The sequence below is a fragment of the Streptosporangium sp. NPDC051022 genome (genome assembly GCF_040683035.1).
GTDB lineage: Bacteria > Actinomycetota > Actinomycetes > Streptosporangiales > Streptosporangiaceae > Streptosporangium.
The window spans coordinates 566,795-588,871 of the sequence record NZ_JBFBCF010000001.1 but is presented as its reverse complement, the minus strand read 5'-3'; the positions used below and the strand labels follow the sequence as shown (position 1 = coordinate 588,871).

General features: G+C 70.5%; 16 protein-coding genes and 1 tRNA gene. 2 read left to right on the top strand and 15 right to left on the bottom strand.

The features are described from left to right. Positions 1-7: 7 nt before the first annotated feature. The 11 genes from rpoB to AB0N02_RS02735 form a co-directional block, all read right to left on the bottom strand. A complete protein-coding gene (gene rpoB / locus AB0N02_RS02785) occupies positions 8-3,475 on the bottom strand; it encodes a DNA-directed RNA polymerase subunit beta (RefSeq protein ID WP_363941856.1) in 3,468 nt (1,155 codons plus the stop codon). Positions 3,476-4,093: 618 nt separating this feature from the next. Next, positions 4,094-4,609 carry a hypothetical protein gene (locus tag AB0N02_RS02780; protein WP_363941854.1) on the bottom strand — a complete coding sequence of 172 codons (516 nt, stop codon included), beginning with the start codon at positions 4,607-4,609 and terminating at the stop codon, positions 4,094-4,096. Then, on the bottom strand, positions 4,606-5,115 hold the full coding sequence (locus AB0N02_RS02775) for a hypothetical protein (protein WP_363941851.1): 510 nt from the start codon (positions 5,113-5,115) through the stop codon (positions 4,606-4,608). Before AB0N02_RS02775 ends, AB0N02_RS02780 begins: the two co-directional genes overlap by 4 nt. Before the next feature lie 646 nt (positions 5,116-5,761). Next, on the bottom strand, positions 5,762-6,151 hold the full coding sequence (rplL, locus tag AB0N02_RS02770) for a 50S ribosomal protein L7/L12 (RefSeq protein WP_363941850.1): 390 nt from the start codon (positions 6,149-6,151) through the stop codon (positions 5,762-5,764). An 84-nt stretch (positions 6,152-6,235) separates the two neighbouring features. Then, positions 6,236-6,760: a 50S ribosomal protein L10 gene (gene rplJ, locus AB0N02_RS02765; protein WP_363941847.1), complete on the bottom strand. Its 525-nt coding sequence runs from the start codon at positions 6,758-6,760 to the stop codon at positions 6,236-6,238. 306 nt (positions 6,761-7,066) lie between these two features. Continuing rightward, on the bottom strand, positions 7,067-7,909 hold the full coding sequence (locus AB0N02_RS02760) for an LppX_LprAFG lipoprotein (RefSeq protein WP_363941845.1): 843 nt from the start codon (positions 7,907-7,909) through the stop codon (positions 7,067-7,069). A gap of 143 nt (positions 7,910-8,052) precedes the next feature. After that, positions 8,053-8,766: a 50S ribosomal protein L1 gene (gene rplA, locus AB0N02_RS02755; protein WP_363941842.1), complete on the bottom strand. Its 714-nt coding sequence runs from the start codon at positions 8,764-8,766 to the stop codon at positions 8,053-8,055. Between the two features lie 186 nt (positions 8,767-8,952). Beyond that, positions 8,953-9,384 carry a 50S ribosomal protein L11 gene (rplK, locus tag AB0N02_RS02750; RefSeq protein WP_184712590.1) on the bottom strand — a complete coding sequence of 144 codons (432 nt, stop codon included), beginning with the start codon at positions 9,382-9,384 and terminating at the stop codon, positions 8,953-8,955. A 115-nt stretch (positions 9,385-9,499) separates the two neighbouring features. Beyond that, entirely contained in the window at positions 9,500-10,327 is an 828-nt protein-coding gene (gene nusG, locus AB0N02_RS02745; RefSeq protein ID WP_363941839.1) for a transcription termination/antitermination protein NusG, read from the bottom strand. 65 nt (positions 10,328-10,392) lie between these two features. Beyond that, positions 10,393-10,641, bottom strand: a complete 249-nt coding sequence (secE, locus tag AB0N02_RS02740) for a preprotein translocase subunit SecE (protein ID WP_363941836.1) — start codon at positions 10,639-10,641, stop codon at positions 10,393-10,395. Positions 10,642-10,716: 75 nt separating this feature from the next. Continuing rightward, positions 10,717-10,789, bottom strand: a tRNA-Trp gene (locus AB0N02_RS02735). Between the two features lie 306 nt (positions 10,790-11,095). Between AB0N02_RS02735 and AB0N02_RS02730 the strand changes: the two genes are divergently transcribed. Together AB0N02_RS02730 and AB0N02_RS02725 are read left to right on the top strand one after the other, a co-directional pair. Next, the gene (locus AB0N02_RS02730) at positions 11,096-12,298 is read left to right on the top strand and encodes a pyridoxal phosphate-dependent aminotransferase (protein WP_363941834.1); all 1,203 of its coding nucleotides are present in this window, start codon (positions 11,096-11,098) and stop codon (positions 12,296-12,298) included. A gap of 154 nt (positions 12,299-12,452) precedes the next feature. Next, positions 12,453-13,529, top strand: a complete 1,077-nt coding sequence (locus AB0N02_RS02725; protein WP_363941831.1) for an adenosine deaminase — start codon at positions 12,453-12,455, stop codon at positions 13,527-13,529. On the opposite strand, the gene AB0N02_RS02720 is transcribed toward AB0N02_RS02725, so the two are convergent. From AB0N02_RS02720 to AB0N02_RS02705, 4 genes are all read right to left on the bottom strand, one after another. Then, complete coding sequence (locus tag AB0N02_RS02720) at positions 13,514-15,703, bottom strand: AAA family ATPase (protein WP_363941829.1); 2,190 nt, start codon at positions 15,701-15,703, stop codon at positions 13,514-13,516. The two genes, AB0N02_RS02725 and AB0N02_RS02720, sit on opposite strands and share 16 nt — an antisense overlap. 61 nt (positions 15,704-15,764) lie before the next feature. After that, positions 15,765-17,708, bottom strand: coding sequence for a hypothetical protein (locus AB0N02_RS02715; protein WP_363941827.1), 1,944 nt, complete (start codon positions 17,706-17,708; stop codon positions 15,765-15,767). 32 nt (positions 17,709-17,740) lie between these two features. Further along, positions 17,741-19,771: an AAA family ATPase gene (locus AB0N02_RS02710; RefSeq protein WP_363941824.1), complete on the bottom strand. Its 2,031-nt coding sequence runs from the start codon at positions 19,769-19,771 to the stop codon at positions 17,741-17,743. Between the two features lie 79 nt (positions 19,772-19,850). After that, a complete protein-coding gene (locus AB0N02_RS02705) occupies positions 19,851-22,031 on the bottom strand; it encodes an NB-ARC domain-containing protein (protein WP_363941822.1) in 2,181 nt (726 codons plus the stop codon). Between the last annotated feature and the right edge of the window lie 46 nt (positions 22,032-22,077).

The window sequence follows — 22,077 nt, the reverse complement described above, 5'->3', positions numbered from 1 at the left end:
TTCTAGATCAGACCTCTTCGACACTGCTCGGCTCGCGCCGGGACAGGTCGATGCCGAGCTCCTCCGCGGCGCGGAAGACGTCCTCGTCGGTGTCGCGCATCTCGATGGACATGCCGTCGCTGGAGAGCACCTCGACGTTCAGGCACAGCGACTGCATTTCCTTGATGAGGACCTTGAAGGACTCGGGAATGCCCGGCTCGGGGATGTTCTCGCCCTTGACGATGGCCTCGTAGACCTTCACCCGGCCCAGAACGTCGTCGGACTTGATCGTCAGCAGCTCCTGGAGGGCGTAGGCGGCGCCGTAGGCCTCCAGCGCCCACACCTCCATCTCACCGAAGCGCTGGCCGCCGAACTGGGCCTTACCGCCGAGCGGCTGCTGGGTGATCATGGAGTACGGGCCGGTCGAACGGGCGTGGATCTTGTCGTCGACCAGGTGGAGCAGCTTCAGGATGTAGATGTAACCGACCGAGATCGGGTGCGGGAACGGCTCGCCGGAACGCCCGTCGAAGAGGCGGGCCTTGCCGTTCGAGCCGACCATGCGGCCGCCGTCCCTGTTGACCAGGGTGTTGTCGAGCAGGCCGACGATCTCTTCCTCGTTGGCACCGTCGAACACCGGGGTGGCCATGTTGGTGCGCGGCTCGACCTCGGTGAAGCCCTTGTCGCGCAGCCGCTCGGCCCAGGCCTCCTGGACACCGGAGATGTCCCAGCCCCGGGCCGCGATCCAGCCCAGATGGGTCTCCAGCACCTGCCCGACGTTCATCCGGCCCGGCACGCCCAGGGGGTTGAGGATGATGTCGACCGGCGTGCCGTCCTCCAGGAACGGCATGTCCTCCACCGGCAGGATCTTGGAGATGACACCCTTGTTGCCGTGCCGGCCGGCGAGCTTGTCACCGTCGGTGATCTTCCGCTTCTGGGCCACGTAGACGCGCACCAGCTCGTTGACCCCCGGCGGCAGCTCGTCGCCCTCCTCGCGGGAGAACACGCGCACCCCGATGACCTTGCCCTGCTCGCCGTGCGGCACCTTCAGCGAGGTGTCGCGCACCTCACGGGCCTTCTCACCGAAGATCGCGCGCAGCAGCCGCTCCTCGGGCGTCAGCTCGGTCTCCCCCTTCGGGGTGACCTTGCCCACCAGGATGTCGCCCGGCACGACCTCGGCGCCGATGCGGATGATGCCGCGCTCGTCGAGATCGGCCAGCACCTCCTCGGAGACGTTCGGGATGTCCCGGGTGATCTCCTCGGGGCCCAGCTTGGTGTCGCGGGCGTCGACCTCGTGCTCCTCGATGTGGATCGAGGACAGGACGTCGTCCTGGACCAGCCGCTGGGACAGGATGATCGCGTCCTCGTAGTTGTGGCCCTCCCACGGCATGAACGCCACCAGCAGGTTCTTGCCCAGCGCCATCTCACCGTCGTCGGTGCACGGGCCGTCGGCGATGACCTGGTTGACCTCGATCCGGTCGCCCTCGGCCACGATCGGCTTCTGGTTGAAGCAGGTGCCCTGGTTGGAGCGCTTGAACTTGGCCACCCGGTAGGTCGTGCGGGTGCCGTCGTCGTTCATCACCGTGACGTAGTCGGCGGAGACCTCCTCGACCACGCCGGCCTTGTCGGCGTTGATGACGTCACCGGCGTCGGTCGCGGCGCGGTACTCCATGCCGGTCCCGACCAGCGGCGCCTCGCTCTTGAGCAACGGCACCGACTGGCGCTGCATGTTGGAGCCCATGAGCGCGCGGTTGGCGTCGTCGTGCTCCAGGAACGGGATCATCGCGGTCGCGACGGACACCATCTGGCGCGCGGAGACGTCCATGTAGCCGACCTCGCTGGCCCGCACGGACTCGAACTCCCCGCCCTTACGGCGGACCAGGACGCGGCTCTCGAGGAACGTGCCATCGGCCGCGATCGGCGTGTTCGCCTGGGCGATGACGTAGCGGTCCTCCTCGTCGGCGGTGAGGTAGTGGACCTCCTCGGTGACCCGGCCGTCGACGACCTTGCGGTAGGGCGTCTCGACGAAGCCGAAGGAGTTCACCCGGCCGAAGGAGGCGAGCGAGCCGATCAGACCGATGTTCGGGCCTTCGGGCGTCTCGATCGGGCACATGCGGCCGTAGTGCGACGGGTGGACGTCACGGACCTCGAAGCCGGCCCGCTCACGCGACAGACCACCGGGACCCAGCGCGGACAGACGACGCTTGTGCGTCAGACCCGCCAGGGGGTTGGTCTGGTCCATGAACTGCGACAGCTGCGAGGTTCCGAAGAACTCCTTGATCGACGCCACGACCGGGCGGATGTTGATCAGGGTCTGCGGCGTGATCGCCTCGACGTCCTGGGTGGTCATCCGCTCACGAACCACGCGCTCCATCCGGGCCAGGCCGAGACGGACCTGGTTCTGGATGAGCTCGCCGACCGTGCGCAGGCGCCGGTTGCCGAAGTGGTCGATGTCGTCGGTCTCGACGACGATCTCGTCGTTCGCCCCCCGCATCGAGGTCTCGCCCGCGTGAAGCTTGACGATGTACTCGATCGTGGCGACGATGTCCTCTTCGGTCAGCGTGCCCTGGGTGATCTCGGCGTCGACGCCGAGCTTCTTGTTGATCTTGTAGCGGCCGACCTTGGCCAGGTCGTAGCGCTTGGGGTTGAAGTACAGGTTCTCCAGCAGGGTCTGCGCCGACTCCTTGGTCGGCGGCTCACCCGGGCGCAGCTTGCGGTAGATGTCCAGCAGGGCGTCGTCCTGGCCGGCCGTGTGGTCCTTCTCCAGGGTCGCCCGCATGGACTCGTACTGCCCGAACCGCTCAAGAATCTGGTCGCTGGTCCACCCGAGCGCCTTCAGCAGCACCGTGACGGCCTGCTTGCGCTTGCGGTCGATGCGGACGCCGACGCTGTCACGCTTGTCGATCTCGAACTCGAGCCAGGCACCCCGGGAGGGGATCACCTTGCAGCCGTAGAGGTCCTTGTCGGAGGTCTTGTCGACGCTGCGGTCGAAGTAGACGCCCGGGGACCGGACCAGCTGGGAGACCACGACACGCTCGGTGCCGTTGATGATGAATGTGCCCTTGCCGGTCATGAGCGGGAAGTCGCCCATGAACACGGTCTGGCTCTTGATCTCACCAGTGGTGTTATTGATGAACTCCGCCGTGACGAACATCGGGGCGGAGTAGGTCATGTCCTTGTCTTTGCACTCATCGACTGAGTACTTGGGCGGTTCGAACCGGTGGTCGCGGAACGACAGGGACATGGTCCCGGAGAAGTCCTCGATGGGACTGATCTCCTCGAAGATCTCTTCGAGACCCGACTGGGCCGGAACGTCCTTGCGCCCGGCCTGGCGAGCCGCCTCGACCCGCCCCTTCCACTTCTCGTTACCGAGCAGCCAGTCGAACGACTCGGTCTGCAGGGCGAGAAGATCAGGAACTTCGAGCGGCTCCTGAATGCGTGCGAAAGACACACGACGGGGACCAGCGGGTACGGCGGAGGCGTTGCGCGAGGCTGCCAACAGATGTCCTTCCGAGGGCTCGCGGCGGACTGACTACACGCACGCCAGACGACCATGCATCAGAGCACCAAAAGAAGCGGGTCGTCAAAGGGCAGCGCAAAGGGGCAGTGTAGCCGAACGGCATACACCTGTCCACTCCACTCTCGCTGTACGCTCCACGTTGGTCGCAGCATCGCCCGTCAGAGCCGAAACGTCAAGCCCGCGAGCCGACATTTCAGCCAAGGAACAGCCGAGACGCTGGGAGTTTGCCCATCGTGTGACCTGCGCACACCACCGGATCCAAGACGATACCCGCGACCTGGTGTGGCTAACGCTCCGTCACACAACGGATCGAACGCCAGCCGACGACGGACTGACGATCGACGCTGCCATGGACGATGTACCCGCGGCCAAACCAACCCCAAACACAGGCTTTGATAACAATTGAATGAAGCGCCACGCCCACGGGGGCCTGTTTTGTGGATCTTCGCCGTGGCGAGGAGCGGCCGGCCGGGCGCCCCGAACGGCAAAGGAGGAGCTCACGGCGGGGTCGGGGGCGGCGGCGACACCGGCGCGCCGGGGACGGCGGAGGCGCCGTCCGGGGGCCGCGGCGAACGGAAAAGGGCCCGCGGAAAACTTCTAACGGGGCGGGGGGTTTCCCAGCAGAGTGGACAATTCGGCCACGAGCCAATGGGAGTCCTTCTTGACCATGACCAGGCGGGCCCGGTTCTGGCTGACCTGCCGCCGGGGCTGCTTGTCCCCGGGGAGGGTCCGCACCGTGCTCATGTTCATGAACAGCAGCACCTCGGCCCGGTCGGACCGCGCCGACTCGACCGCCGCCCCGGCCACCGTCGCCTGCTGGACGGTCCGCTGGCTCCTGACCGTCGGCATCAGCGTCGTGGCGAGCTCCCGGTAGTAGCGGGTCAGATCGCCGGTGGTGTATCCCCTGGCCCGTGCGAAATCCTGTTCGATAGTACGGTAGTCGTACGACAGCATGTCGGCGGCCACCGAACGCGCCGTCGCGAGCGCCTCCTGACCGGCGCTCTCCTCCGAGCGCAGCCGGCTCAGGTCGGCGAACATGATCCAGACCACGGCCGCGAGCGAGAGCGTCACGGCGGTCAGCACCCCGACCAGCAGCAGGGAAACGCGCGTCATAGGACCAACTCCGCTTTTGACACGAGCCAGGACGTCCCAACCTTGGTCACCTGCATGTTCCAGCGGTAGAACCGCTCCTGCGGGGCGTCCTTGCTCCCCTCCCAGCGGACCACGACGTCCCCCACCACCATCACCTGGGCGGTGTTCCCCTTCCTGGAGACGATCCCGGAGGCGCGCAACGCGCCCGTCTGCAGGACCTTGTTCTTGACGGTGGTCTTCTTGAGCTCCGCGAGGGTCCTGGTGTACTCCGCCCTCGCCGCCCCGGTGGAGGTGTCCAGGATGCGTTTGATGTCGGCGTCCACGGTCCGATGGCTGACGGAGAGCAGGTCGAGGGCGTGCGCCCCGGCCGCCTGTATGGCCGCGTCGCGATCGTCCGCCGCCGCCTGGGCGTCGCGCAGGGCCCCGCACAGCCAGAAGGCGGCGGCCAGCAGCGCCACGATCAGCAGGCCCAGCACCAGCCCGGCGATCTTCAGCGGGTGAGCCCGCCGAGCAGCGTTCACCGCCATGCGCTCTCTCCCATCGCAGGTCTACCGGAACAACGGACCGGTGACCACAAGGCGCCGGCCGTCCAGGCCGAAAGCTCCCCGATCGCCGGATCATAACCCGCCAAATGGATCGTCATGGAGGGCTTTAAGGACCTCTTCACGCCCCATTTTCTTCCGTTGGATCGTTTCACCTGTTCGGCGCCGCCGATCTCGTGGCCCCAGCCGGCCCACACCACCGATCTCGCGGCCGGCCGCGGTCCCCACTGCCCCGATCCACCGGTTTTCATCGCACGGATCCGGCGGCCTCCACGCCCCCCGTCCTCCACCCCCGCCGCCGGACGATCTTCCGGCCGGAGAGAAGGGGCACACGCCCCCACAATGGCCCCACAGCGCCCCAGGACGGCCTGTCGCGGCCCCCGCCCCGTCGGGCCGCTTTTCTCCAGCCCGCGCGACCGGGCTCTCTCAATGGCCCTTACAGCGCGCTATAGCTACAAATCACTCACGGTGTCGTAAATCACCAAAACAGCTACCAACTCCCAGATCTCACCCACACCTCCCCGAACCGGGGCGGGACGCACCGGGCCCGGAAACGCGAAAAGAGCGGGCCACCGGCACCTGGTGGACCCGCTCTTTCCGATGAAGCTGTGAAGCCTTACGCCAAGCGTGATTACTTGACGGTGACGGTGGCGCCGACGGCCTCGAGGGCGGCCTTGGCCTTCTCCGCCTGCTCCTTGTTGACCTTGCCGTCGAAGACGGGCTTGGGAGCGCCGTCCACGAGGTCCTTGGCCTCCTTGAGGCCCAGGCTCGTCAGGGCGCGGATCTCCTTGATGACCTGGATCTTCTTGTCACCGGCCGCCTCGAGGACGACGTCGAACTCGTCCTGCTCCTCGACCTCCTCAGCGGCGGCGGCGCCGGCGGCCGGGGCCGCGGCGACGGCGACCGGGGCGGCGGCCTTGACGTCGAAGGTCTCCTCGAAGAGCTTCACGAAGTCGGACAGCTCGAGGAGGGTCATCTCCTTGAACGCGTCGAGCAGCTCGTCGGTGCTGAGCTTCGCCATGGTGGTTCCTCCGTATGGATCAAAAAAACTAAGAATTGGGACCGCGGTATGTTGCGCTAATCCCCCGTGCCCGCTTGCGCGGACCTACTCGCCGGCCTCTTCGCGCTTGGCGCGCAGAGCCTCGACCAGCTGAGCCATGTTGGTGGGCAGCGCGTTGAAGACGGCGGCCGCGTGGCCCTGCTTCGCCTTCAGAGCGCCCGCCAGCTTCGCGAGGAGAACCTCGCGCGACTCAAGGTCGGCAAGCTTGCTGATCTCGGTCGGGTTCATCGACTTGCCGTCGACGACACCGCCCTTGATGACCAGGAGGGGATTGGCCTTGGCGAAGTCACGCAGACTCTTGGCGGCCTCGACCACGTCGCCCTTGACGAACGCGATCGCCGACGGACCCGCGAGCAGGTCGTCGAGCTCGCTGATCCCGGCCTCGTTGGCCGCGATCTTGGTCAGCGTGTTCTTCACCACGGCGAACTTCGCGTTCTCACCGAGGGAGACGCGCAGCTGCTTGAGCTGCGCGACGGTGAGACCGCGGTACTCGGTCAGAACGGCAGCGCTGGAGCCTTCGAAGTTGCTCTTCAGCTCGGCTACAGCCGTTGCCTTTTCCGTCTTCGCCATGGGCCTCCTTCCAGATGTTGCCGCCGGCAAGGGCCCATGGACGCGAACAAGCCCCGGGCGCAGGCGCACGGGGCTCACATGAGGAGGTCAGTCCAAATGAAAACTCACATCACACCTACGCGGGCCGTCCACAGTGTGGATCCTTAAGCCGTCACACCATGAGGCATGACGACGACCGGCGGTCTTCGGCGTTGACAGCGTACGCCCTTGTCTCACGAATGCCAAATGGAGTTGGACGTACGACGGCCCGCGTCCCCCGGCCGGATGGCCGGCCACGGGACGCGGGCCGTACGCGAACCTCTGACCTCAGTTGCCGTCGCCGGCGACACCGGGGTTCTTCGGCAGGTCGCCCACCTGGTCGGCGGGCGGGGCCGTGATCGTCACGGGCTCGTTGAAGCCCTTGAACGCCGCGGCCAGGTTGAACACGGCTCCCTGCTCGGAGCCGCTGAGCGTGACCTTGCGGGGCAGACTTTCCGCGTCGGCCCACAGGTCGAACTTCACGTTCTTGACCCGCGAGAGCTCCTGCTGGAGCTGCTCCCGCCGGGCCGGGTCGATCACCTGTGCGGCCGCGTCCACCGGGAAGGTGCCGCTGTAGTGGGTCGTCTCGACCCCACCGACCGTCTCGGTGCCGACCGCCTTGACGTCCTTCGACGCGGTCAGCAGCTTGACCGTTCCCGCCAGGTCGAACTGCTGGGCCCTGTCCAGGAGGTCCGTGACACCCTCCTGGCCCTTGGCGTCGAGATCCTTGAGTGACGCCTTGAGCCACGGCTTGCCGCTGCCGGCGAACCTCTTGAGCAGCTCCGACTTCACGTAGACCGTGTCACCGGTGAGGATCGCCCGGACCCCTCCGGGGACGTTCTGCCCGTCGAAGGTGATCGTGTCCAGCGTGACGTCGGTCGCCAGCTGCGGCTTGCTCTGGTAGAGCACGCTGCCCTGGATCTTGCCGCCGCCCTGCTTGCCGTCAGTGGCGTCGAGCGAGAGGTCCGCGGAGTACGAAGTGACCTCCCCGGCCCTCTGCGCGCTCTGCTGTACCGCCTCGGCGGCGGCCAGCTTGACGTTTCCGAGAGAAGCGGTGCTCTGCGCACCACATCCCGTGACCGCGACCAGCACGGCCGCTCCCAGTGTGAGTGCGGGAGCCAATCGGCGCATTCGTCTTCACTCCTTCGTGTCCCCCGATGGACTTGTCTAAGACCTTACGCCGGGGCCTTGCGGGGCGCTTCCTCCACAAGTACGAAGAAAGGCCTCAACCGAATGGCCATTCGGTTGAGGCCTTCCGCGGAAGACGTCTGCTATCAGGCGTCGAGCTCGGCGGTCATCGCCCGCGTCACGTTCGGGTCGACCGGGATGCCCGGGCCCATGGAGGTGGAGAAGGAGACCTTCTTCAGGTAACGCCCCTTGGCCGCGGACGGCTTGAGACGCAGCACCTCCTCGAGGGCGGCGGCGTAGTTCTCGATGAGCTGACGCTCGTCGAACGACACCTTGCCGATGATGAAGTGCAGGTTCGCGTGCCGGTCGACACGGAACTCGATCTTGCCGCCCTTGATGTCGGTGACGGCCTTGCCGACGGCCGGGGTCACGGTGCCGGTCTTGGGGTTCGGCATCAGACCACGCGGGCCGAGCACGCGGCCCAGGCGGCCGACCTTGCCCATGAGGTCGGGGGTCGCGACGACGGCGTCGAAGTCGAGGCGGCCCTTGGCGACCTCGTCGATCAGGTCGTCGGCGCCCACGATGTCGGCGCCCGCGGCGCGGGCCTCCTCGGCACGGTCACCGGTCGCGAAGACCAGGACCCGGGCGGTCTTACCGGTGCCGTGCGGGAGGTTGACGGTGCCGCGCACCATCTGGTCGGCCTTGCGGGGGTCGACGCCGAGCCGCAGAGCGACCTCGACGGTGGCGTCGAACTTCGCGACGTTGGTCTCCTTGGCCAGCTTGGCCGCCTGGGCCGGGCTGTAGAGGCTCTCGTTGTCGATCTGGGTCGCTGCGGCGCGGTAACCCTTGCTGCGCTTCACTTGCTCACTCCTGTGAATCCGAGTGTCCGTGGTCCGGGCCAGCGCGTGGCCCCTCCACTTACTTCGAGGTTGTGGTGACGAGCGCGATCACCGTCGCACCCGCCGATGTCGGGCCCTCACCCGGTCCCGTGGACATCGATCCGCGTCCACGTCACCGGCCTCGGGGTCCCGGCTCGCCGTTTTCCGCTAGTCGGCGATCGTGATGCCCATCGACCGGGCGGTGCCGGCGATGATCTTCTCGGCCGCCTCGATGTCGTTGGCGTTGAGGTCCTGCATCTTGGTCTCGGCGATCTGGCGCAGCTGCTCCTTGGTGAGCTTGCCGACCTTGTCCTTCTGCGGGACGGCCGAGCCCTTCGCCACACCGGCGGCCTTCTTGATCAGCTCAGGCGCCGGAGGCGTCTTCGTGACGAAGGTGAAGCTGCGGTCCTCGAAGATGGTGATCTCAACGGGGATGATGTTGCCGCGCTGGGCCTCGGTGGCAGCGTTGTACTGCTTGACGAAGTCCATGATGTTGACGCCGTGCGGACCGAGGGCGGTACCGACCGGGGGGGCGGGCGTGGCCTGGCCAGCGGGAAGCTGGACCTTGACCAGTGCCGCGATCTTCTTCTTAGGAGGCATGGTTCTCTCCGGGTCCTAATCGGGGTGATGCGGCTCCCACGCAGACACGGGGAGCATGTCGGAAGGCCGTGCTTCGCGAGACACGGCCTCCGAACGTCTTAGTTTATGTGACCGCTCAGATCTTCGAGACCTGGTTGAACGAGAGCTCGACCGGGGTCTCACGACCGAAGATGGAGACCAGCACCTTGAGCTTCTGCGACTCGGCGCTGATCTCGCTGACCGTGGCGGGCAGGGTGGCGAAGGGGCCGTCCATGACCGTGACGGACTCGCCGACCTCGAAGTCGACGGTCGCCGTGGAGACCTTGGCGGTCGACTTCTTGACCTCTTCGGACGGCTCGGGTGCCAGCAGCTTGGCGACCTCGTCGATGCTCAGCGGGCTCGGCTTGTTCGACAGGCCGACGAAACCGGTCACACCGGGCGTGTTGCGGACCGCGGACCAGGACTCGTCGGTGAGCTCCATCCGGACCAGCACGTAGCCGGGAAGCACCCGCTCCTTGACCAGCTGGCGCTTGCCGCTCTTGATCTCGGTCACGTGGTGGGTGGGCACCTCGACCTGGAAGATGTAGTCCTCCATGTTGAGGGACTGCGTGCGGGTCTCGATGTTGGACTTCACGCGGTTCTCGTAGCCGGCGTAGGAGTGGATGACGTACCACTCGCCGTACTGGCTGCGCAGCTGGCGCTTGAACTCCTCGATCGGGTCGACGTCGGGAAGGACGTCACCGTCCTCGTCGACCTGCCCGGCGGAGACCTCCTCGGCCTCCTCCTCTTCGTCGTCCTCGTCCTCGTCGATGCCGCCGGCCGCGACCTCATCGGTCTCGGTGTCGGCATCGACGTCAGACTCGGCGGACTCGGCGAGCGAGTCCTCCGCGACGCCGACGACCTCTTCCGGCTCGCCCGTCCGCTCTTCGCGGGACTCGCCGGCCGGCTGTACAGACTCGGACACGGTGGCTCATTCTCTTTCGTCGATGGGCTGATGAAGTTTACGGGGGGCGATCCGCCGGATGCGGCTCAGGCTCCGCCGAAGACCCGCAGCACACCTTCGGTGAGCACCGCGTCGAGCGCGGACACGATTCCGACCATGATCAGAACGAAGACCAGGACGATCGTGGTATAGGAAAGAAGGTCTTTGCGGTTAGGCCAAATGACCTTACGCAGCTCGGCGATGACCTGCCGATAGAAAAGGGCGGGAGAAGTGCGCTTGGTCTTCTTCTCACCGCTCGGCTTGTCTGCGGTTTCGCCGCGCGTGTCGATCGCCACAGTCCTCACCTGCTCCGTCGAGTCCAACGCATGTCTGCGGCGCGCTAGACGCCCTGATGCGCGGACCGCTCCTCGCAGGGCACGAGGGACTCGAACCCCCAACCGCCGGTTTTGGAGACCGGTGCGCTACCAATTGCGCTAGTGCCCTAAGACATGAACCACCATACATCGGTTGGACCGAAGTTTGTCCGTGGCTCACGGTCTTGACCGCCGATTCACGCTTTCGGCGTCGCGACCATGCGGGAGTCTACGTGGGAATGGCCCCCACGTCGAACCGGCGGGGGGTCGCCCGGTGATCGCCCAGGTCGCGGCCCTTTCCGGCCCCTCACCGGCCCCGCACCGGGCCCGCGCCGGGCTCTCCGGACGGACTTCCCGCCTCCCGCGGGCGCGCGCCACCTCTCCGGGACACCACCGCGGCGCGGAAAGCGCGCCACAGGTCTGTAACCATGGATGCATGACCCGTCCTCGCATCTCAGCGCGCATCTCCGCGATCTCCGAGTCCGCCACGCTCGCCGTGGACGCCAAGGCCAAGGCAATGAAGGCGGCGGGCCGCCCGGTCATCGGCTTCGGCGCGGGCGAGCCGGACTTCCCGACTCCCGACTACATCGTCGAAGCGGCCGTCGAGGCGTGCCGCAACCCCAGGTTCCATAAGTACACGCCGGCGGGCGGCCTGCCCGAGCTGAAGCAGGCGGTCGCGGACAAGACGCTCCGCGACTCCGGCTACCAGGTCGACGCCGCCCAGATCCTGATCACCAACGGCGGCAAGCAGGCCGTCTACGAGGCGTTCGCCGCGCTCCTCGACCCGGGTGACGAGGTGCTGGTAGTCGCTCCCTACTGGACGACCTACCCCGAGGCCATCAAGCTGGCCGGCGGCGTCCAGGTCGACGTCGTGACCGACGAGACCACCGGCTACCTCGCGAGCGTCGAGCAGCTCGAGGCGGCCCGCACCGAGCGCACCAAGGTCCTGCTGTTCGTCTCCCCGTCCAACCCGACGGGCGCGGTCTACACCCCCGAGCAGGTCGAGGAGATCGGCCGCTGGGCCGCCGAGCACGACCTGTGGGTGGTCACCGACGAGATCTACGAGCACCTCACCTACGGCGACGCCACGTTCGCGAGCATCGCGACCGTCGTCCCCGAGCTGGGTGACAAGGTCGTCGTCCTGAACGGCGTGGCCAAGACCTACGCGATGACCGGCTGGCGGGTCGGCTGGCTGATCGGCCCCAAGGACGTCGTCAAGGCCGCGACCAACCTGCAGTCGCACGCCACCTCCAACGTCTCGAACGTGGCCCAGATCGCCGCCCTGGCCGCCGTCTCCGGCGACCTGTCCGCAGTGGCGAAGATGCGCGAGGCCTTCGACCGCCGCCGTCAGACCATGGTCCGCATGCTGAACGAGATCCCGGGCGTGTTCTGCCCCGAGCCGAAGGGCGCCTTCTACGCCTACCCGTCGGTCAAGGAGCTGCTGGGCAGGGACTTCGGCGGCAGGCGTCCCGGGACGTCCGCCGAGCTGGCCGAGCTCATCCTGGAGGAGGCCGAGGTCGCCCTCGTGCCCGGCGAGGCCTTCGGCACCCCCGGCTACTTCCGCCTGTCCTACGCGCTCGGTGACGACGACCTCGTCGAGGGCGTCGGCCGGGTCGCCAAGTTCCTGAGCCAGAGCTGACCGCACGGCGTCCACACGGCGCCCGCGCGGATCGACGGGCCCGGGCCGTGACGGCCCGGGCCCGTCGTGTACATCACCACCGTCACCACCGGTCACCACCGTCACCACAGGCGAAAACGACCGCGGAGTGCCCGGCGTACGGCACCATATGGAAATGCCACGCCCGCTCACCGACCTGCCCAAGGCCCACCTGCACCTGCACTTCACCGGCTCGATGCGGCACACCACCCTGATCGAGCTCGCCCGCGAGCAGGGACTGCACCTGCCGAACGCCCTCGAGGAGGACTGGCCGCCCCGGCTGCGGGCGACCGACGAGCGGGGCTGGTTCCGCTTCCAGCGGCTCTACGACATCGCGCGGGCCGTCCTGAAGCGGGAGGAGTACGTCTACCGGCTGCTGCGGGAGGCCGCCGAGGACGAGGCGGCCGAGGGGTCGCGGTGGCTGGAGATCCAGGTGGACCCCTCCGGGTACGCCCAGTGGTTCGGCGGGCTCACCCCGACCCTGGAGCTGATGCTGGACGCCGCGCGCAGGGCCTCCCTCCACGCGGGCGTCGGGGTCGCGGTCGTGGTCGCGGCGAACCGGACCCGGCACCCCCTGGACGCCAAGACGCTCGCCCGCCTCGCCTCCCGGCACATGGACCGGGGCGTGGTCGGGTTCGGGCTCTCCAACGACGAGCGCCGCGGCCGGGCGCGCGACTTCGACGGGGCCTTCAGGCTCGCCAGGCGGGCCGGGCTGCTGGCCGTGCCGCACGGCGGGGAGCTGATGGGCGCCGACAGCGTCGCGGAGTGCCTCGACGAGCTGGGCGCCGACCGGATCGGGCACGGCGTGCGGGCGGCCGAGTCGCCGAGGCTGATGGAACGCCTGGCCGCCCGGCAGATCGCGTGCGAGGTCTGCCCGACCTCCAACGTCGGGCTCGGGGTCGCCGAGCGGGCCGAGGACGTGCCGCTGCGGCGGCTGTTCGAGGCGGGGGTGCCCATCGCGCTGGGCGCCGACGACCCGCTGCTGTTCGGCGCGCGGCTGCTGCCCCAGTACGAGCTGGCCAGAGACGTCTACGGCTTCCGCGACGCGGAGCTGGCCGAGCTGGCCAGGCAGTCCATCAGGGCGTCGGCCGCGCCGGAGGGGGTGCGCAAGGAGCTGCTCCGGGAGGTCGACGACTGGCTGGCGGCCCCCGATCCGGCGCCCGGCCCGGGCCGCCCGGCGGACGCGCCGGCTCCGGGTCAGCCGAGGGCGTAGGCGACCGCCGAGCCGGGATCGTCGTCGCGTCCCTGGGCGAAGACCGCGTCGTAGACGTCGTCGCCGAGCAGTTGCCTGGCCGTGCGCTCGGCGACCGTCCTGGGCTCCGACACGCTCTCGGAGCCGCGCCCGCGCAGCCCGAAGAGCGCCCACAGCCGCACTCCCGTGCCCTGCAGCCGGGCCGTACGGTAGCCGTCCCCCTGGATCGCGGCGATCACCGCGAGCTGGTCGAGGGCCAGTACCACGCCGGTCGCGTCGCGGAAGCGCCACTTGACGTCGAGCGACCGTCTGGCGGCGACGGCCGCCTCCGCCACCCGGCCCAGGCTCAGCTGGGCGACGGAGAGCACGTAGTCACCGCAGGCGCGGGCCCAGCGCTCGCCCCGCGCGTCGCACAGCCGCCGCATCTCCTCCAGTGTGGAGACGGCCCTGGTGAACTCCCCGCGCCAGGTGGCGGCCATGGCGAGGGTCACCAGGGCGAGCGGCTCGCCGACGGTCGCGCCCTCGGCCCGCCCGAAGTGCTCGCGGGCCACCTCGGCCTCGGCCTCGGCCTCGTCGAGGTCGCCGGTGAGCAGGCGGCTTCCGGCGAGCCGGAGCCGGGCGTGCCCGGCCGCCGCGTGGTCGTCCCAGCCGAGGGCGGCGGGCAGGGCCGCCTCGACGCGGCGGCGGCCGTACTCCAGGTCGCCCTGGGCCAGGGCCACGCAGCCGTCGGCCCACAGGAGCCTGGGCAGGGCGGGGTCGGTGACGGGCGCGGCCTCGATCGCCCGCCTCAGATGGTGGCGTCCCTCCCGCAGCCTGCCCAGGCAGGACCACAGGACCCAGAGGGCCCCGGCGAGCTCGGCCGACGGCGGGGCCGAGGAGGGGCCCGTGCCCAGCGCGAGGCGGAGGTTCGCGATCGAGAAGCTCAGCCGGGCCGCCCACTCCTCCTGCCGGGGGCCGTACCAGGCGGCGTCCGCGCGGCGGGCCAGGTCGAGGTGGTAGCAGCGGTGGCGCCGGACGAACCTGGCCCTCTCACCGAGCCGGACGAGTCGTTCCCCGCCGTACTCCCTGACCGCGTCCGGCTGCCGGTAACCGCCGGGGACCCGCACGAGCAGCGCTCTGTCGGCCAGGTGGACCAGCAGGCCGGGCACGTCGGCCAGGTGCTCGTCGCCGCACACCCATCGGGCGGCCTCGGTGTCGAAGTTTCCGGAGAAGACCGACAGGCGGGCCCAGAGCAGCCGCGCCCTCGGGCCGCACAGCTCGTGGCTCCAGCTCAGGGCCGCGCGCAGGATCCGGTGGCGCGGGAGCGGCGCCGTGCCCGCTGCCGTGCCCGCTGTCGTACCCGCTGTCGTGCCCGCTGACAGGCCCGCGGCCAGGTCCTCGAACCGGCGGTCCAGGCGGTCGGCGAGCAGCTCGACCGGGAGGTCCCCGAGCCATCCCGCGGCGAGCTCGATGGCGAGCGGGATGCCGTCCAGCCTCCGGCAGATCCTCACCGCGGCCGCCGGCGCCGCAGCCTCGGGGAGCGCGCCCTTCCCTGCGCCCTTCCCCGCGCCCTGCGCTGCGCCCTTCCCTGCGCCCTCCGCTGTGCCCTCCGCCGCGGACTCGCCCGTGCCCGCCGCGCCGAGGCCGCGCCGTACGGCCCCTGCACGGTCGAGGAAGAGCCGGAGCGCGTCGTTCGCCACCGGCACCGGGCCGGCAGCGGGCACCTCGAACGGCTCGACGGGCAGCAGCGCCTCCTGCGGCAGCCCGAGCGCCTGCCGGGAGGTCACGATGATCCGCACCCCGGGGGCCCCGGCCAGGATGCCGGTGACGAGGTCGCGACAGGCGGTCGTGAGGTGGTCGCAGGCGTCCAGGAGCAGCAGCAGGTTCCTGCCGGTGAGGAACTCGACCAGCGCCTCCGTCTGGGGTCTGGCCGACTGCTCGCACAGTCCCAGCACGGCCGCGACGATGTGGGCGAGCAGGTCGCCGTCGCGCTCCCCCGACAGCTCGACCAGCCAGGTGCCGTCGGGACAGGAGTCGTGACACTCCTCGGCCGCCCTGACGGCGATCCGCGACTTGCCGACTCCCCCGGCGCCGGTGACCGTGACCAGCGGCGTCTCGCCCAGGAGCTTGAGCAGTTGCCTGACCTCGCTCTCACGGCCGACGAAGCCGCTCGTCTCCGCGGGGAGGTTCCCGCGCCACCACGGCTTGCCCTCCATCGGCTCGCGCTCCTTCCACTCGGCACGCGGCGCACTCCGCGCGCATCGCACACCGTCAGGGTCACGAACGGGTCAGCCTGCCCTCTCCAGGTGGGGTTTCCTTCTCCCCGAGTGCGAAACTCACCGCGGTTTCGAGGTCGAATTTCCCCCGGCGCGCGGCGATGCTCTCGAAGCGCAGGTCTTCGACCACGGACGCGGCCGAGTCTCCGATCGAGGCCAGGACCGGCGAGCGCAGGTGCTCGCCGCCGAGCGCGGCCCAGGCGTCGCGGGCCGCCGCCAGCAGCGTCACGCCCTCGTCGATCCGCTCCTCGGCGATCGCCAGCACACCGAGCAGCTCGACCCCGGAGGCCTGGGCCACCCGGTCGTCGAAGAGGCGGGCGGTCCGCAGGGCCTCGCGGGCGTGCTCCCCCGCGGCGGTGACGTCCCCGCGCAGGCAGGCCGCCTGGGCACGGAGATGGCACAGGTGGGATCGGGCCCAGAACTCCTCGCACGCCTCGCTGAGCTCAAGACCGTCGGCGAGGATCCCGATCGCGGCGTCGACGTCCCCCAGGGCCAGCAGACAGGTGGCCACGACGGCGTAGCTGGGCAGCAGGCCGGGGAAGACCCACCCCGCCGAGCGGTGACGGTCGAGGGCGTCCCTGATGAGCAGCACGGCGTGGGCGGCCTCGCCGCGCTGGGCCGCGACCTGCGCGCTGAGCTGGGTGACGTAGGCCGTCGCGGCGCCGCCGGGGTCGCCCGCGCGGCACTCGGAGAGCCGTTCCTCCGCCCCCGGCAGGTCGCCCTGGACGCTGGCGACCCAGGCGCAGACCCACAGCGCCCTGGTCCGCGCGGGGCCCGCCTTGCGGTCCAGGGTCAGCGCCCGGTCGAGGTAGCGCCGTCCCTCCTCGTGCATGCCACAGCACACCCACAGGAACCAGAGCATTCCGGCCAGCTCCAGGCCGGTCCCGGCGTCCATGCCCGTCTCCAGCGCCAGCCTGAGGTTCGCGGCCTCCAGGCGCAGCCTGCGGTGCCAGCGCACCTGGCGTCCCGGCCACTCCCGCTCGGCGCGGCGGGCGAGGCCGAGGTAGAAGTCGTGGTGGCGGAGCCGTACCGCGTGCTCCTGGCCGAGCAGGGCGAGCCATCCGGCGCCGAACTCGCGTGCCCCGTCGAGCATCCGGAAGCGGACCCCCGCCGCGGTCTCGTGCCGGAGCAGCACGGACTTGTCGACCAGGCCCGCGACCACGTCGACCATGTCTCCCTGGCCGTCCCCTTGACCGTCTCCCCGGCCGTCCCCGGCGCCGGGCGTGTCGTCCCGGCAGACGTAGGCCGCCGCCTCCAGGTCGAACTCCCCGGCGAACACCGAGACCCGCGCCCAGACCAGGCGTTCGGCGGCGGTGCACAGCTGGTGGCTCCACCCGATGCAGGTGGCCAGCGCCCGGTGCCGGGACGGGCCCGGCCTGTCCTCGTCGACGAGAAGGCCGAACCGGTCGTCCAGCGCGGCCAGGAAGTCCGCGACGGGCATCGTGCGCAGCCGTACGGCGGCCAGCTCGATCGCCAGGGGCAGGCCGTCCAGCCTTTCGCACACCTCGGGAAGCCAGGCCCCGCTCAGCCCGGCGAGGAGGGCGCACGCGTCCTCGCCGGACAGGCCGGTCAGCACCCGCAGGTGCTCGCCGGGGATCGCGAGCGACTGGCGGCCTATCGCCAGGACGCGGAGGTCGGGGTCGCTGGTGAGCAGGTCGCTCACCAGCGGGGCGACCGCCTCGACCAGCGCCTCGCAGGTGTCCAGCACGAGCAGGGAGCCGGTGGATCCGGCGAGGGCCTCGGTGACGGCGACGACCAGGGCCTGCGGGCCGTCCATCTCGGCGACGTCGACGACCGCGGCCCCCGGGGCGATCCTCCGGACGATCTCCAGGCCCAGCCGCGTCTTGCCCACGCCACCGGCGCCGGACAGGGTGACGAGCCGCACCTGCTCGAACAGGGCCGTGATCTCCGCGACCTCGCCCCGCCTACCGACGAACGCGCTCATCCCACAGTCTCCTCGCGGCGTGCGCATTCATGCTAAAGGTGATCGAAGCCCTCGGTATCCCGGATTCGCGCGACGGTCACGTCCAAATCCATGATCGTTCCCTGGTCGAAGGCGTGCTCGTACGCGGTGTCGCCGACCAGCGCCCTGGCCCGGCCCTCCGTGCGCGCGCGGGGGATCAGGTACGGCGACGGCTCCGGTCCGGGAAGACCGGAGGTCGTCCACATCCGCCAGGCCGCGCCGAGCAGGCGGGCGGCCCGCCGCCCGTCGCCGCGCGCCACGGCGGTCGCGGCGAGCTGGTCCATCGCCATGGCCGCGCCGACCACGTCGCCCAGGCGCCATTTCACGCCGAGCGCGGCGCGCGCGTAGGCCTCCGCCGCGTCGTGCTCCCCCCTGCCCAGTTCGGCGAGCGAGCGCACGTGGTCGCCCGAGGAACGCGCCCACAGCTCGCCCCGCTCGACGCAGCGGGCCCACTGCCGCATGAGCACCTCGACGGCAAGGTCGAACTCGCCCCTGAGGCTGTGGGCGGTCGCCAGTGTGATCTCGGCGACGGGCAGCCCGATGTGAACGTGGGCCGCCCGCTCGAACAGCCCGGCCGACTCGACCGCCAGGCGGGCCGCCTCGTCAAGGTCGCCGAGGACGAGGGCGGTCGCCGCGGCGTTCTGCCGGGCGCACCCGGCGGCGGCGAGGTCGCCCTCGGCCATCGCGGCCTCGTACGCCTCGCCGGCCCGGTCGCGGGCGGCCGCGGTGTCGCCCGCGGCGAGCGCCGCCCACGCGTACACCCACAGGGCCTTGGTACGGGCGGGGCCGGGGGCGGCGTGCCTGTTCAGCACCCGCTCCAGGTGACGGCGCCCCAGCCGGACCCGGCCGAGACAGCACCAGACGAACCAGAGCGCGGTGACCAGTTCGAAGCCGTCGTCGTGGTCGAGGGCGGCCTCCAGGTCCGGCATCACCCTGCGGGCCCAGTCGGCCCACTGCGGCTGGCGCGGACCGTACCACTCGGCCTCGGCCCTGCGCGCCCGCGCCAGGTAGTGGCCGCGGTGAAGCCCGGCCAGCCTCTCCTCCTCGCCCAGCCGGCACAGCCACTGCCTGCCATAGTCGCGGATCGTGTCGAGCATCCGGTAGCGCGACCCCTCGGCGACGAGGATCGACTTGTCGACCAGCTGGGCCAGCGGGAGCGCGGGGAGCCGCCCGTCGGCGCACACCGCCCACGCGTCGTCGGCGTCGAACCAGCCCGCGAAGACCGAGAGCCTGGCCCAGAGCAGGCGTTCGGCGGCGGTGCAGAGCTCGTGGCTCCAGCCGACCGCGGTGCGCAGGGTCTGGTGGCGGCCCAGCGGGATGCCGCTTCCGCCGGCGAGCAGGGTGAACCGGTCGTCGAGCCGTTCGATGACCTGCCGGACCGACAGGGCCCGCAGCCTCCGCGCGGCCAGCTCGATGGCGAGCGGGATGCCGTCCAGGCGACGGCAGAGGTCGGCGACCTCCATCGGATCCAGGGTGATGTCCGGCACCAGCGCCCGGGCCCGCTCGGTGAACAGCCGCACCGCCGCCGACCCGGTGGCGTCCTCCTCGGGCACCGCCAGCGGCTCGATCGGCATGAGCCGCTCTCCCGGCAGGCCGAGCGGCCGGCGGCTGGTGGCGATCACCCGGGTGTGCGGGGCGTCGGACAGGATGCGGCGCAGCAGCGCCGCGCACGCGTCGATCAGGTGGTCGCAGGTGTCCAGGACCAGCAGCAGCCGCCTGTCGGCGAGGAAGTCGGCGAGCACCTCCGCCTGGGGCCGCGCCGCCTGCTCACGCAGGCCGAGCACCGCCGCGATGTCGTGGCCGACCAGGTTTCCGTTCTGTTCCGCGGACAGCTCGACGACCCATACCCCGTCGCTGAAGGAGTCGCGGAGCCGCTCGGCCGTCCTGACGGCCAGTCTGGACTTGCCGACACCGGCCACTCCGGTGAGGGTCACCAGGGGTGACTGGCCGATGAGCACGGCGATCTCGTCGAGCTCCTCTTCCCGCCCGACGAGGCTGCTCGTCTCCGCCGGGACGTTGTCTCGACGTATCCGCGTCTCCGCCACCGAATCCTCGCCCCTCCGCGTGAGGTGGCAAGCCAACCACGGAACCGGTGACAGACCCGGTGAGATCGGGCACCCCCGGTTACGAGATCTTCTCCCCCAGTACATATTTCACAGCGAGGCGCAGGTCAAGGGCCTTCCCCTCGGTGAAGCGGGTAGCGAATTCTCCCCCGCCGAGAACCTCGACGGCCCGGACGACGGCCCGCTGCCTGACGACGACGAGGATCGGCGAGCCGAACTGCGGCAGCCCCGAGGAATCCCAGACGGCCTGGGCCGCCCCCAGCAGCAGGGCGCCCTCCCGCGCCGCCGCGACCGCGGCCGTCACCGTGCGTTCCGGACCCACCGTCGCCATGCGTTCCGGACCCGCCGTCGCCGTGTGTTCCGGACCCGCCGTCGCCGCCCAGGCGGCCAGTTCGACGCAGGCGACCGTCAGGAGCACGTCCTCGAAGAGCCCGGCCCCGGCGAGCGCGGCCCTGGCGTGCCGGAGCGTCCCCGGCGCGCGGCCCTTGACGTGCTCGGCCCAGGCGAGGACGTACTCCATCTGGGCGCGGCTCCACTCCTCCCCGTGCTTGTCGCAGAGCGCCTGTCCCCTCGCGAGCATCCTGCCGCTCTCCTCGGGCCTGCCCGCCGCCAGCAGGCTCAGGGCCGCCAGCGTGTGGCAGGGCAGCAGCCCCGACAGCACGTCGCCCTCGGCCGTGTGCCAGACGATGGCCTCCCGCAGCAGGTCGGCCGCGCGGGCGAAGTCCCTGCGCGTCAGGGCGAGGAAACCCTCCATCTGGGCGACGTATCCGGCGGCCGCGCCCTCGGAGTCCTCGGCGCGGCAACGGGCGAGCCTTTCCCGCGCCGCGTCGAGGTCGCCCTGGAGCAGCGCGACCCACGCGCAGACCCACAGCGCCCTGGTCCGCTCCCTGCCGGGTTCGGTCTCGGACCGCAGCGCGGCCTCCAGGTGGTGGCGGCCCTCACGCGCCATGCCGCAGCAGACCCACAGGAACCACAGGGCCCCCGCCAGGTCCAGGGCCGTCCGCACCCCTCCGGGGTCGGCCAGGCACACCTCGAATACCTTGCGGAAGTTGTGCCGCTCGGCCCGCATGCGCCCGTACCACTCCACCTGGCTCCCCGGCCACTCGGTGGCGCACCGCCTGGCCAGCCCGAGGTAGTGATCACGGTGACGGCCCTGGACCACCTGGGTCTCCCCCAGCCTGAGCAGCCACTCGGCGCCGAACTCCCGGACGGTGTCCAGCATGCGCAGCCGTACGCCGCTCGGATGCTCCTCACGCTGCACGAGGGACTTCTCGACCAGCCCGGTCAGCGCCTCCAGCACCAGCGGGACCGGCAACGGCCCGCCGGAGCAGACCTGTTCGGCGGCCTCCAGGTCGAAGCCGAGGGCGAACACCGACAGGCGGGCCCACAGCAGCCGCTCGGCGGGGGTGCACAGCTCGTGGCTCCAGCCGACCGCCGTGCGCAGCGACGCGTGCCGTCTGTGGCCCACGCTCTCGTGCCCGTCCCCGTCTTCGCCGTCCTCTCCGCCCAGCAGTCGGTAGCGGTCGGCCAGCTCGCGGGCGAGGTGCCGCGGCGGGACGGTGCGCAGCCGTACGGCCGCCAGCTCGATCGCCAGCGGGACGCAGTCGAGTGCCGCGCAGAGGTCGGCCAGGACGCCCGCGCCTTCCGCTCCGTCTCCCCACGCCGCCGGCGTGCCCGTCCGGGCGGGCGCCGGGATCCCGGGGGCCGCGGGCGGCGCCGGGCTTCGCGGGCCTCCGAAATCCTCCGGCAGGCCGGCGCGGTCGCGCAGCAGCGCCACCGCGTCCTCGATCGGGAGCGGCGGGACCGGGTAGACGTGCTCGCCCGACACGCCGAGGGGCTGTCGGCCCGTGACCAGCACCCGGAGGCCGGGCGCGGCGCGCAGCAGGGTGTCGGCCAGCGAGGCCACCGCCCCGACCAGGTGCTCGCAGGTGTCGAGCATCAGCAGGGCCCTGCGCGGGCTCAGCCAGTCGGCCAGGAGCTCCTGCGGCGGGCGGGGGGACTGGTCGGCCACGCCGACGCTGTCGGCGACGGTTCCCGGCAGCAGGTGCGGATCGGTCAGGCGGGAGAGCTCGACCTGCCAGAAGCCGCCGGGGAAATCCTCCGAGATCTCCTCGACGACCCGGCGCGCCAGGCGCGTCTTCCCGACGCCGCCCAGCCCGGTGAGCGTGACCAGGCGCGACTCCCGCAGCAGACGGATCACCTGCGCGATCTCCACGCGCCGGCCGACGAAGGCAGTATCCATGCGGATGCCCATGCTAGGGCGCCACGGGCCGTTTGGGGGGCCGCTC